We start from the raw sequence: 13,705 nt of genomic DNA on the forward strand, positions 1-13,705 counted from the left end.
TCTTTTAAAAATTATTGTTGAATAAAATGAAATATCCACATCGAGAAATTGAAAAAAATTGGCAGAAATTCTGGGAAGATAATAAAATATTTAAAACAGATCTTTCCGATCTTGAAAAAAAATTATATACACTTGTAATGTTTATTTATCCTTCCGGTTCTAAAACTCATATTGGACATTGGTATAATTATGCTCCAACGGACTCTTGGGCAAGATTTAAAAAGTTAAGAGGATTTAATGTTTTTGAACCAATGGGTTATGACGCTTTTGGTTTGCCTGCCGAAAATTATGCAATCAAAACAGGTGTTCATCCTCAGGATTCCACACTTCAAAATATAAGTGATATTAGAGAACAGTTGAAAACTATGGGCTGTATGTATGATTGGGATGCTGAGTTAATGACTTGTGTTCCTGAATACTATAAATGGAATCAATGGCTTTTTCTAAAACTATATGAAAATGGTTTAGCTTATAGAAAAAAAGCTCCCGTGAATTGGTGTCCATCCTGCCAAACTGTTTTGGCTAATGAACAAGTGCAAAACGATGGAACTTGTGAACGCTGCGGAACTAATGTTGAACAGAAAAATTTAACTCAGTGGTTTTTTAAAATTACAAATTATGCCGACGAACTTTTGGATGGCTTGAATAAAATAGATTGGCCTGAAAAAACTAAAATTATGCAGCGAAATTGGATCGGAAAAAGTATTGGCGCTGAAATAAAATTTAAAGTTGATAAATATGATGAAGAATTTATTGTGTTTACAACAAGACCGGATACTTTATTCGGCGCGACTTATATGGTTCTTTCTCCGGAACATCCTTTAGTCAATAAAATTACAACTTTACCGCAAAAGCAGGAAGTTATTGATTATCAGGAAAAAGTTAAGAATTTATCAGAGATTGACAGAACCTCAACGGTAAAAGAAAAAACGGGAGCATTTACAGGTTCATATGCGGTAAATCCCGCAAATAATAAAAAAATTCCAATTTGGATTGCGGATTATGTTTTGATGACGTATGGAACCGGCGCAATAATGGCTGTTCCGGGTCAAGATGAGCGAGATTGGGAATTTGCCGAAAAGTTTGATTTGCCGATTATCAGAACAGTTCAGCCAAAAGAAGGTTTTGAAGGAAAAGCATTTACCGAAGATGGTCCGGCAATAAATAGTGAATTTCTTAACGGATTAAATGTTGCCGAAGCAAAGAAAAAAATGATCGATTGGCTTGTTGAAAATAATTTAGGTAAAGCTAAAGTTAATTATAGATTAAGAGATTGGTTAATTTCCCGACAGAGATATTGGGGAACACCGATTCCGATTATACATTGTGAAAGCTGCGGAGAAGTTCCCGTACCTTTTGAAAATCTTCCTGTCGAACTTCCTTATAAAGTAGAATTTAAACATGACGGCGGTTCTCCGCTTGCCGGAAATTTAGAGTTTGTGAATACTGCTTGTCCAAAATGCGGCAAACCGGCTAAAAGGGAAGTTGATACAATGGATACGTTTGTAGATTCATCATGGTATTATTTACGCTACTTAAATCCTAAAATAAGCGATAAAATATTTGATAATAATTTAGCAGATAAATGGACTCCGGTTGATACATATGTCGGCGGTGCAGAACACGCGACAATGCATTTACTTTACGCCAGATTTATTCATAAGTTCCTTAGAGAATTGAAATTAATCAATAGTGATGAACCTTTTCAACGATTGATTCATCAAGGTACTATTACAAATCAAGGCGCAAAAATGTCTAAATCAAAAGGGAATGTTGTTGATCCCGGAATTTTTACGAGTGAATACGGCTCCGATGTATTCAGAATGTATTTGATGTTCATGGGTCCTTATGATTTAGGAGGAGATTGGAGCGACAAAGGTATTGTTGGTGTTGATCGTTTTGTTCAAAGATCTTATACGCTTTTCCAGAATAATGAAAATGTGTTGAAAGAAAATCCGCCAAAAGATCTTTATTTGATGAGTGAATTATCCGATACGGAAAAAGATGTTTACAGAAAAGTTAATCAAACTTTAGATAAATATGACGGCGAGTTAGAGAATTTTCGATTTAACGTTGTAATAGCTTATTTAATGGAATTGTTAAATGAATTGTCTAAATCATTGCCGAATTGCAGAAAAGATATTGCCGCTTTTGCCTTGGAAAGATTTGCTTATCTATTAGCGCCAATCGCTCCGCATTTAGGTGAAGAATGCTGGAAACTGCTAGGAAATGATAATTCTATTTATCAAACCAAACAGCAATATTCTGTTGATAAAGATGCATTGGTTGTTGATGAAGTTACTGTGGTTGTTCAAGTTAATGGAAAGATTAGAGCAAAACTAAATCTGCCTGTTGATACTGAAGAATCTAAAGTAAAAGAAACAGCTTTTGCGGATGAAAATGTTAAAGTCCATACAGATGGTAAAACAGTAGTTAAAGAGATTTACATAAAAAATAAAATTTATAACATTGTTGTAAAATAAATACAATAGCATGCTGATTTATTTTGATGGTTACAATTGATAATTATAAACTTAGCGATATAACCGAGAAAATAATTAAATCATTGTTCTATTTTAAAAATAAGAAGGAAATATGTTAGACATAAAATTAATTAGAGAAAATCCAGAGTTTGTAAATAAAGGTTTAGAAAGTAAAAATGTTAAAAACGGCATAGACGAAATAATTGGTCTCGATTCATCCCGCAGAGAAAAACTGCAATTGGTAGAAGAACTTAAAGCAAAGCGAAATTCAGCTTCGCAGGAAATCGGCAAACTTAAAAAAAACGGTCAAAATGCAGACGCGATTATGGCTGAGATGAAACAGGTCGGAGAAGAAATTAAAATATTAGATGATGAGTTGAAAGAAATAAATGAGAATCTTCAAGATAAAATGAAAAGATTACCGAACTTGCCTCATTTGTCCGTTCCAATTGGTAAAAGCGCCGAAGATAATGTTGAAGTAAGACAGTGGCTTCCGGAAGGATTTGAAAAATCTCCCGTAGAAAAACCCTTGAATCATTTAGAATTGGGAATGAAACTTGGCATATTGGATTTTGAACGCGGTGCAAAAATTTCAGGCTCCGGTTTTCCGGTTTACGTGGGTAAAGGCGCGACTTTAGAAAGAGCGTTAATTAATTTCATGCTGGATTATCATATTGAAAATCATGGCTATAAAGAAATATTTCCGCCGTTTATGGTAAATTCCGATTCAATGTATGGAACCGGACAATTGCCCAAAATGCAGGAAGATATGTATTATGCTGAACGCGATGATTTGTACATGATACCAACAGCTGAAGTGCCAGTAACAAACTTGCATAGAGATGAAATTTTGAACGAAGATCAATTGCCTGTTAATTATGTGGCTTATTCCGCTTGCTTTAGAAGAGAAGCCGGCAGTTACGGTAAAGAATCGAAAGGATTTTTAAGAGTGCATCAATTCAACAAAGTTGAAATGGTGAAAATTGTTAATCCCGAAGGCTCTTATAATGAATTGGAAAAATTGGTTTCAGATGCTCAAGATATTTTACAGGAGCTAAAGGTTCCTTACAGAATTTTAATGTTATGCAGCGGTGACTTAAGTTTTTCCGCGGCAAAATGTTACGACATTGAAACATGGTCTCCCGCGGAAAACAAATGGTTGGAAGCTTCATCATGCAGCAATTTTGAATCATTTCAGGCACGAAGAGCAAATATTAAATTCAGAAAAAAAGACGATAAAAAAATAGAGTTCGTACATACATTAAACGGCAGCGGATTGGCGACGAGCAGACTTATGGTATCCATATTGGAAAACAATCAAACTCCGGAAGGCAAAGTAATTGTTCCTAAAGTATTGCAAAAGTATACCGGATTTAATTTAATAGGATAATTTTTCATCTTCTTAATCCCGGTATTCTCAAATTTTGTTCTGAAGATTCTATTAAAATTTTCAATCGACTTTTTTTAGTTTCCTCTTTTTTGGCGCTCATTATCCAATGCGATGAAATTTGTTTTATTGATGTCGGAAGATCGTTGAAATATTTCCATGCCTTTTTATTCTTTTTAATTTCATCTTCCAAATTTTCAGAAAGCTTTACATTTTTTCTTTCATAAGAATAAATTTTGGATCTTTCAGCTATTTTCTTGTTAAATGCTTCAATTCCTTTTTGATGCATTAATCCTGCTTTGGTAAGTTTTTCAAATTTCTCAATATTTACGGCACTCCAATTACTTTTAGGATTTCTAGGAGTAAATCTGATATAATAACTTTCTTCATTTATGGATTTTCTTATTCCGTCAATCCAGCCGAAACAAATTGCCGCGTCTACGGATTCCGACCAAGTTACGCTTGGCTTTTTTGTGTGTAATTTGTAAAAACCAAGCAATAGCTCTTTTTCCTTTTCATGATTTTGTTCAAACCAATTTCTTAAATCAGATGTTGAAGGAAAATATTTAATTTCCAGTTTTTTCATTTATTTTCAAAATCAATTGAAATCATTCCAAATAAATATAATTGATTTTATCAATAATTCATTTTAAAATAATTTGGAAATTTTGTTTTATTAATCTTTTCTGAATTTAATTTTAGAAGTATTTAAGTATTTCAAAAAAGGGAAATTTTTGAATAATTAAAAATTTTTGAAAGAATATAATATCAATCAATTAAAAATTTACCAAACGTCTCATTATTTTTTATGATAAATTTGAGTTTGTAATTTTTAAAGTTATGAAAGCTCTTTATGAAATCACTTTTTACACTTAATAAATACTTTTTCAAATATAAATTCACACTCATTCTTGGTTTGATATTTATACTTTGCTCAAATGCCGCGCAAGTATATATTCCCATTTTGCTTAAAGATAGCATTGACGCGCTTCAAAAAAATATTAGTCATGGTTTGATTTTAAAATATTCTCTTTTAATTGTAGCGACTGCAATCTTCGGTGGTATATTCAGATTTTTAATTCGCACAACAATTATAATAGTTTCTAGAAAAATTGAATATGATCTGCGCAGCGATTTTTGGTCACATATTCAAACGCTTCCCACAAAATTTTTCCAAAACAATTCTACGGGAAACATTATGGCGCACGCCACTAACGATATAAGTGCGGTAAGAATGTATATCGGTCCGGCCGTAATGTACACTTTAGATAATGCTTCAAAATTAATTATTGTTTTAATTCTGATGCTGAACTTAAACACATGGCTTACAATTTACGCATTGATCCCGCTGCCAATTCTCTCATTCTTTGTATATAAATTGAGTAAAAAAATACATACTAAATTTACAAGGATACAAGAAAAATTCAGCGAGCTTACTGCCAAAGCGCAGGAAAGTTTTTCGGGAATAAGAGTAGTAAAATCTTACGTTAGGGAAAAAGATGAGCTTAATCAATTCACAAATTTAAGCGGCGAATATTTAAATAGAAACATGGATCAAGTGAAAATTCAAGCATTCTTTATGCCTATTTTATTCCTAATATCTGGCATCTCAATTATAATTGTTATTTGGCTTGGCGGAACAATGGTTATTGAAGAAAAGCTGACTTTAGGAGAAATTGTTGCATTTGTTGCTTACTTAAGTTTACTGATTTGGCCGGTAATTGCATTCGGCTGGGTAACAAATTTAATTCAGCAGGCAGCCGCGAGTATGAAGAGATTGTTAAAAATTTTCGGTGAAGTAGATGATCTGAAGGATCCTGTTAATCAAAGTGAATTTTCCGGTTTAGAAGGTGAGATAGAATTTAAAGATGTAAATTTTAAATATGGCGAAAGGTTTCCGGAAGTTTTGAAAAATATTAACTTAAAAATTCCGGTTGGTAGCTCACTTGCAATTATTGGGCATACCGGAAGCGGTAAAACAAGTCTTATAAATTTAATTCCAAGATTATACGATGTATCGGAAGGTGAAATATTAATTGACGGCATTAATATTAAAAACATGTCTCGAAATATTTTGAGAAAAAGCATTGGACTCGTTCCTCAAGAAACGTTTTTATTTTCCGATACATTGTTCAATAACATTGCGTATGGAATTGAAAATCCCGATAAATCCTTTATCGATGAAATTTCTGAAATTGCCCAATTATCTAAGGATATAGAAACTTTTTCGAATGGATATGAAACAATACTTGGAGAGAGAGGAATTACTTTATCAGGCGGACAAAAGCAAAGAACCAGTCTGGCAAGAGCTTTAGCAATAAATCCCAAAATTCTAATACTTGACGATTCATTCTCTGCAATTGATACAAATACTGAAGAAGAAATATTAAGAAGACTGAAATATTATATGAAGGGAAGGACAAGTTTAATTATTAGTCATAGAATTTCAACGGTTAAAAATGCCGATAAAATTATTGTTTTAGAAAATGGTGAAATAATTGAACAAGGTACACACGATGAATTAGTTAATTTTAATGGAATTTATGCGGATCTAAATAACAAACAGTTACTCGAAGAAGAATTGAAAGAAATTGTATAATGGCTAAAGAAGAAGAAGCAGATGAAATAAAAGGTAAAGCTTACGATTCAAAATTAATGAAACGTTTGCTGGCGTACGCAAAACCATATAAAAAGTATATTGTCGCGGGAATACTATTAAATATTCTTGTCGCGGGACTTGGACCCGTTAGACCTTATCTTACAAAAATCGCAATTGATGATTCTATTGTACATAAAGATTATCACGGACTTTTAATAATAATTTTAATTTTGTTCGGAGCATTAATACTTCAAGCCGCAATTCAATATTCATTGACTTATTACACACAATTGATGGGGCAAAAAATCATTTATGATCTGCGTATTAAATTATTCGAACATATACAAAAATTATCATTAAAGTATTTTGACAAAACTCCTATCGGTAAAATTGTTACAAGAGTTACAAATGACGTTGAAGCATTGAATGAATTATTTTCATCCGGAATAATTACCGTATTTAGTGATGTGTTTACAATTATTTGGATTTTCGGATTTATGTTTTTTATGTCATGGGAATTAGCATTAATTACCTTATCTGTATTGCCGATTTTATTTTACGCGACTTTTCTTTTCCGTAAAAAAGTTAGAGAAGCATACCGAAAAGAAAGAAAACAATTATCGAGATTGAATTCCTACATGCAGGAACACATTACCGGAATGAATATAGTTCAGGTGTTTAACAAAGAAAGGCAAGAATTTAAAAAATTTCTTAAAATAAATACAGATTATAAAGAAGCTATTATTAAATCTATTTACTATTATGCAGTTTTCTTTCCAACGGTTGAAATACTTAGTTCAATTTCAATTGCATTAATAATTTGGTACGGCGGAGGAAGTGTAATTCAAAATACAATGACAATTGGAATTTTATTCGCGTTTCTTCAGTATACTGAAATGTTCTTCCGACCAATCCGCGATCTTTCCGAAAAATACAATATTATGCAAACGGCAATGGCGGCTTCCGAAAGAATATTTGAAGTGCTGGATGATAAAACAATTATTGTAAACCCTGAAAATCCAAAATCATTTAATGAATTCAAAGGTGATGTAGAGTTTAAAAATGTAACTTTTGCATATAACGCTGACGAGTATGTTTTAAAAAATGTTTCATTTAAAATAAAACCCGGTGAAACTGTTGCGATTGTTGGTGCTACCGGCGCGGGTAAGACGAGCATTATAAGTTTGCTTACAAGGTTTTATGATATTGAAAAAGGTGAAATATTAATTGACGGTATTAATATTAAAGAACTTAGCAAACATGAATTGAGAAGAAAAATATCAGTAGTACTTCAAGACGTTTATCTTTTTTCGGGCAATATTAAATCAAATATTGGATTGAACTCCGATGAAATTTCTGATAAAAAAATTCGGGAAGCTGCAAAAATTGTAGGCGCGGATAAATTTATTGAAAGACTTCCGCAAAAATATAATCAGGAAGTAAAAGAAAAAGGTTCATCACTTAGTGTTGGACAAAAACAGCTTATCTCTTTTGCGCGCGCTTTAGCATATGATCCGCAAATTTTAATTTTAGATGAAGCTACCTCAAGCATCGATACGGAAACTGAAATTTTAATTAAAAATGCGATTCAAAACTTATTAGTCGGCAGAACGTCAATTGTAATTGCGCATCGCCTTTCAACTATTCAAAAAGCAGATAAGATCATTGTTATGCATAAAGGTGAAATTAGAGAAATGGGAACTCACCAAAATTTGCTTTCTCAAAAAGGAATATATTATAAGTTGTATCAGCTTCAATATAAGGAACAGGAGATTAAAGTATAATAATAAATTGATAAATTGAGTATTCGAGCAGTATCTTATTCATTATTTAGGAGAAGTTATGGCAATTAATTTTATGACCTTAACAAGACATATTTATGAAGGAGAAAAAAAACATCCCGGCGCAACCGGAGAACTTTCAGATTTGCTTCATGAGCTTTCACTCGCCGCTAAAGTAATTTCGTTAGAAGTAAATAAAGCCGGACTTGTAGATATAATCGGTTTTGCGGGTCATCAAAATATACACGGTGAAAAAGTAAAAAAATTGGATATTTTCGCGCACGAAACACTTTTTAAAGCAATGGATCATGGCGGACATCTTTGCGTAATGGCATCTGAAGAAGAAGAAGATATTTTGCATATTCCCGATTATCACAGTAAAGGTAAATATGTGCTGCTTTTTGATCCTTTAGATGGATCTTCCAACATAGACGTTAATGTTAGCATAGGAACAATTTTTTCAATTTACAGAAGAGTAACACCCAATGATGGTTCCGGAGGAACTTTAGAAGATTGTTTACAACCGGGATTAAAGCAGGTAGCAGCCGGTTATATAGTTTACGGTTCAAGTACAATTTTTGTTTACAGTGTTGGTGACGGAGTTCATGGTTTTACTTTAGATCCTGCTTTCGGCGAATTTTTGCTATCACATAAAGACATTAAAATTCCGGAAAAAGCAAACATTTACAGTATCAACGAAGGTAATTATAAATATTGGCATCCTGGTGTAAAAAAATATATTAAGTATATTCAAGATGCCGATAACAGAGGAAGAAAACCATATTCGGCACGTTACATTGGCTCAATGGTCGCAGATATTCACAGAAATTTATTATATGGCGGAATTTTTATTTATCCAGCGGATAATTTAAATCCAAACGGTAAATTAAGATTGATGTATGAATGTAATCCAATGGCTTATATTATTGAACAAGCCGGCGGCAGAGCAATTGACGGAACTAAAAGAATATTAGAAATTCAACCTACTGATCTGCATCAGCGGGTTCCAATATACATAGGCAGCAAAGATGCTGTAGATAAAGCTGAAGAATTTTTAAAAGCCGAAATAAGATAAGCTATTTTATTGCAGTTAATTTTTCTTCAATTAGCTTTGCTAAATTTACTTTGCTAATTCCTTTTAACGTAAGTTTGTTATTTCTTACGGTAATTGAAGGTTCATCTCCCTGGCCTTTTAAATAATTTAGTAAAGCAAAAGACAACCGGTTTCTATCATTCATTATTGGAATGTATTGTTCAAGTGAATCTACCAAACTATATACTTTTTTTTCCATAGAATCTTCCGGAAAAAGCTTTACTTTAGGAGGAGGTAATGTTGACATTTAATTTTCCTAATTTCTTCAAAATAATACTGCAAAATATAGATAATTAAATAATATCACAATATCTGTTTAGCAAGCTTTGATGTAATTGCTTAAATTTCTTTCCAACAAATTTTATTTTACGTGAATTTTTCAGAGATCAATAAAATATTAATTATTCGTTTAAGTTCTTTAGGGGATGTTATACTAACCTCGCCGCTAATTAGAACTTTAAAAAACAAATTTCCTCATTTGAAAATTGATTTTTTAGTTAGAGAAGAATTTAAAGATACGGTGCTGTTTAATCCGTATTTGAATTCAATAATTACATTTAACAAAAAAGAGAACTCGTTTGAATTAATCTCTAAAGAAACAAAGACAGAAAAATCAAAAAACAAAATTGCTAATTTGCCTTCTCAAAATTATGATTTGGTAATTGATCTTCAGAATAATTTCCGCAGCAGAAGTATTTCTAAAAATTTAGCCCATAGAATTTTCAAATTTAAAAAACCTTCTGTCAAAAAATTTCTTTTAGTCAAATTCAAATGGAATCTGCTGAAAGAAATAATTCCAATCCCGGTTAGATACGCAAATTCAATTCCAGAATTTAAATTAGATGAAAGTGGTTTGGAAATTTTTACCGGATCTAACGAACAAAAAACAATTTTGGAAAACAATATTGGATTTTGTCCCGGTTCAAGGCATAAAACAAAAATGTGGGATGAAAATTATTTTGTTGAATTGGGAAAGATGCTCTCCTCCGAAGGTAAAAATATTTTAATTTTTGGCGGAAAAGATGATAAGGAAATTTGCGCCAAAATCTCATCACAGATTGCAAATTCGCAAAATTTATCAAATGATAATAAATTATTTAAAACAGCCGAAGAAATGAAAAAATGTAAAGCTGTAATTTGCAATGATTCGGGATTAATGCATTTGGCCTTAGCGGTAAATGTTCCGGTAATTGCAATTTTCGGCTCAACAGTTAAAGAATTCGGATTTTTGCCTTATAAAGGAAAAAGTTTAGTTTTGGAAAATAATTCGTTATCTTGCAGACCGTGCAGTCATTTTGGTTTGGGGGAATGTCCGCAGAAACATTTTAAGTGCGTGCTTGATATAACTCCTCAGTTTGTGTTTAACAAAACAATGGAATTTATAAAAGCGATATGAAAACTTTTTGGTTTTATTTTTACAATATTTTAATTCTTCCTCTTTTAAAAGTTACGTTATACTTTTTAAGTATTTTTAATAAAAAAATCCGTGAAGGAATTAAAGGCAGAAAGCGTCTTTTTGAAAAACTGATAATTGATTTAACAGAAATTGATAGAAACAAAAAAATTATATGGATTCATTCATCTTCAATGGGAGAGTTTGAGCAAGCAAAACCAATAATTGAAAAAATTAAAAGCGCTTCACAAGTAAATATTTTAGTTACGTTTTTTTCACCCTCTGGATACAATAACTCATTAAAATATCCGCACGCCGATATTATTTCATATATCCCATTAGATTCGTTCCATAATGCAAAGAGATTTGTCGGGTTGGTAAAACCTTCGGCAGTACTTTTTATGAGGTATGATTTTTGGCCTAATTTTATTTGGGTATTAAGTAAGTACAAAGTGGCTACTTTTATTGTTGATGCAACAATGAGCAAAAATTCCAAAAGAAAGCTTCCAATTTCTAAACAATTTCATATTGTTTTATTTCAAGATTTTTTAAAGATTCTTACAATAAGTGAAAAGGATAAGCAAAATTTTGCCGAGTTTGATATTCCTAATGAAAAGTTGGCAGTTGTTGGCGATACAAGATTTGATCGTGTTTATCAAAAAAGTATAGACGCAAAAACTAAAGATTTATTTAAAGCGAATATTTTTGATGGTAAAAAAGTTGTTGTTCTTGGAAGCTCTTGGGAATCAGACGAAGAGGTGATTTTTCCCGCAATTCTAAAATTATTAAAATATGATAAAAACATTGTAACAATTGTAGTTCCTCACGAGCCTTCTGTACAGCGCCTTGAAGCATTAGAGTTTACATTTAGAGGAATTCCAACGATCAGATTTTCGTACAAAAATAACTACAAAGATGAACCAATAATTTTAGTCGATTCAATTGGAGTTTTGCTGACACTTTATAAATATGCGGATATTGCCTACGTTGGCGGAAGCTTTAAGCAGGGAATTCATAATGTATTGGAACCTGCGGTCTATGGTATCCCGGTTATATTCGGTCCAAAAAATAAGAATAGTCAAGAAGCAAGAAAAATGTTGGAATTAGGATGTGGAATAGAAATTACCGATAAAATTCAAGCTTATAAAGTATTGAGAGATTTATTACAAAACGATGAAAAAAGAAAACAATTGGGCGCCATTTCGCATAAATATGTAGAAAGTAATATTGGTGCAACGGAAAAAATTATTTACGAATTAATAAAAGTAAATAAAATCAGATAAAGATTTAAAAACTTATTATAAAAAAGCAGTGAACGAAAAATTTCATTCACTGCGTTAAAATATTATAATTGCGGACCAGCAGCAACTAAACTTTTACCTTCTTCATTATCTGTGTATTGTTCAAAATTTTTAATGAATAAAGAAGCCAATTCTCTTGCTTTCTTTTCCCATTCTGCGGGATCTGAATAAGTATCTCTTGGATCTAAAATTTTTGGGTTAACATCATGCAGCGAAGTAGGAACCTCTAAATTAAATATTGGGATTACTTTAGTTTCGGATTTTTCAATAGATCCATCCAAAATAGCGTCAATAATTGCTCTTGTATCTTTTATAGAAATTCTTTTTCCGCTTCCGTTCCATCCCGTATTAACCAAATACGCGTCTGATCCGTGTTTTTCCATTTTCTTTACCAGCTCTTCACCGTATTTTGTTGGGTGCAGACTTAAAAACGCTTTTCCGAAACACGCAGAAAATGTTGGCTGTGGAGAAGTTACTCCTCTTTCAGTTCCAGCTAATTTTGCGGTAAATCCAGATAAAAAATGATACTTGGTCTGTTCTGGAGTTAACTTAGAAACAGGAGGCATTACTCCATAAGCATCTGCAGTTAAGAAAATTACTTTTGTCGCGTGTCCAGCTTTAGAAACCGGCTTAACAATATTGTGGATATGATAAATTGGATAAGAAACACGAGTATTGTTTGTAATTGAACCATCGTTAAAATCAATTTTACCGTTAGCATCAACAGTTACATTTTCCAACAAAGCGTCTCTTTTAATTGCAGCATAAATATCCGGTTCAGATTCAATATCCAAGTTAATAGTTTTTGCGTAGCATCCACCCTCAAAATTAAAAACGCCGTCGTCATCCCAGCCGTGCTCATCATCGCCAATTAATTCTCTTTTAGGATCAGTTGAAAGTGTTGTTTTACCGGTACCTGAAAGTCCGAAGAATATTGCAACATCACCGTCTTTGCCTTTATTTGCTGAGCAATGCATAGATGACATACCTTTCAAAGGCAGATAATAATTCATCATTGCAAACATACCTTTCTTCATTTCGCCGCCGTACCAAGTTCCGCCTATAACCTGCATTTTTTCGGTCAAATTAAAAACGGTAAAAACTTCAGAATTCATTTTATGTTCCTGCCATTTAGGATTTGAAGTCTTTGAACCATTCATAATAATAAAATCAGGCTCGCCGAAATTTTTTAATTCTTCTGCTGTTGGTCTAATAAACATATTAGTTACAAAATGAGCCTGCCAAGCAACTTCCATAATAAATCGAACCTTTAATCTTGAATCTTCATTAGCGCCGCAAAATGCGTCAACAACATATAGATCTTTTCCGGAAAGTTGGTCTGTAACAGTTTTCTTTAAATCATTCCAAACTTCTGTGGTTATTGGTTTATTATCATTTTTTGCTTTGTCCGATGTCCACCAAACTGTTTCTTTTGTTACATCATCTTTAACGATGTATTTATCTTTTGGTGAACGACCTGTAAAAACTCCTGTCATAACATTTACAGCTCCAAGTTCGGTTAAGTAAGCTTTTTCAAAACCTTCTAATTTTAGATTCGTTTCATGTTCGTAAAGTTGATCAAATGTCAAATTGTAAAATAAACTCTTCGTATTCTTTATGCCGTACTTATTTAAATCTATTCCATTCATTTAAATTCTCCTTAGGTAT

General features: G+C 32.2%; 10 protein-coding genes. 7 read left to right on the forward strand and 3 right to left on the reverse strand.

Going from position 1 to position 13,705, the window contains the following annotated elements:
- Positions 1-26: 26 nt before the first annotated feature.
- Positions 27-2,483: a leucine--tRNA ligase gene (locus IPK06_01015; GenBank protein ID MBK7978596.1), complete on the forward strand. Its 2,457-nt coding sequence runs from the start codon at positions 27-29 to the stop codon at positions 2,481-2,483.
- A 112-nt stretch (positions 2,484-2,595) separates the two neighbouring features.
- Positions 2,596-3,873 carry a serine--tRNA ligase gene (serS, locus tag IPK06_01020; protein ID MBK7978597.1) on the forward strand — a complete coding sequence of 426 codons (1,278 nt, stop codon included), beginning with the start codon at positions 2,596-2,598 and terminating at the stop codon, positions 3,871-3,873.
- Between the two features lie 4 nt (positions 3,874-3,877).
- On the opposite strand, the gene IPK06_01025 is transcribed toward serS, so the two are convergent.
- Complete coding sequence (locus IPK06_01025) at positions 3,878-4,447, reverse strand: YdeI/OmpD-associated family protein (protein ID MBK7978598.1); 570 nt, start codon at positions 4,445-4,447, stop codon at positions 3,878-3,880.
- 276 nt (positions 4,448-4,723) lie between these two features.
- On the opposite strand from IPK06_01025, the gene IPK06_01030 reads away from it, so the two are divergent.
- The 3 genes from IPK06_01030 to fbp are packed head-to-tail and all read left to right on the forward strand — an operon-like array spanning position 4,724 to position 9,325.
- Entirely contained in the window at positions 4,724-6,469 is a 1,746-nt protein-coding gene (locus tag IPK06_01030; protein ID MBK7978599.1) for an ABC transporter ATP-binding protein, read from the forward strand.
- Positions 6,469-8,253, forward strand: coding sequence for an ABC transporter ATP-binding protein (locus tag IPK06_01035; protein ID MBK7978600.1), 1,785 nt, complete (start codon positions 6,469-6,471; stop codon positions 8,251-8,253). Before IPK06_01030 ends, IPK06_01035 begins: the two co-directional genes overlap by 1 nt.
- Positions 8,254-8,311: 58 nt before the next feature.
- Positions 8,312-9,325 (forward strand): class 1 fructose-bisphosphatase, encoded by a 1,014-nt coding sequence (gene fbp, locus IPK06_01040; protein ID MBK7978601.1) that lies wholly within the window; start codon positions 8,312-8,314, stop codon positions 9,323-9,325.
- Between the two features lies 1 nt (position 9,326).
- On the opposite strand, the gene IPK06_01045 is transcribed toward fbp, so the two are convergent.
- A complete protein-coding gene (locus tag IPK06_01045) occupies positions 9,327-9,590 on the reverse strand; it encodes a hypothetical protein (GenBank protein ID MBK7978602.1) in 264 nt (87 codons plus the stop codon).
- 231 nt (positions 9,591-9,821) lie between these two features.
- Between IPK06_01045 and IPK06_01050 the strand changes: the two genes are divergently transcribed.
- Together IPK06_01050 and IPK06_01055 are read left to right on the forward strand one after the other, a co-directional pair.
- Entirely contained in the window at positions 9,822-10,739 is a 918-nt protein-coding gene (locus IPK06_01050; protein MBK7978603.1) for a glycosyltransferase family 9 protein, read from the forward strand.
- Positions 10,736-12,019, forward strand: coding sequence for a 3-deoxy-D-manno-octulosonic acid transferase (locus tag IPK06_01055; protein ID MBK7978604.1), 1,284 nt, complete (start codon positions 10,736-10,738; stop codon positions 12,017-12,019). The genes IPK06_01050 and IPK06_01055 overlap by 4 nt, the downstream gene beginning before the upstream one ends.
- A 62-nt stretch (positions 12,020-12,081) precedes the next feature.
- Here IPK06_01055 and pckA read toward each other — a convergent pair whose 3' ends face one another.
- Positions 12,082-13,686: a phosphoenolpyruvate carboxykinase (ATP) gene (gene pckA, locus IPK06_01060; protein MBK7978605.1), complete on the reverse strand. Its 1,605-nt coding sequence runs from the start codon at positions 13,684-13,686 to the stop codon at positions 12,082-12,084.
- Between the last annotated feature and the right edge of the window lie 19 nt (positions 13,687-13,705).

It is taken from the genome of Ignavibacteriota bacterium (assembly GCA_016713565.1).
In the GTDB taxonomy this organism is placed as follows: Bacteria; Bacteroidota; Ignavibacteria; order Ignavibacteriales; family Melioribacteraceae.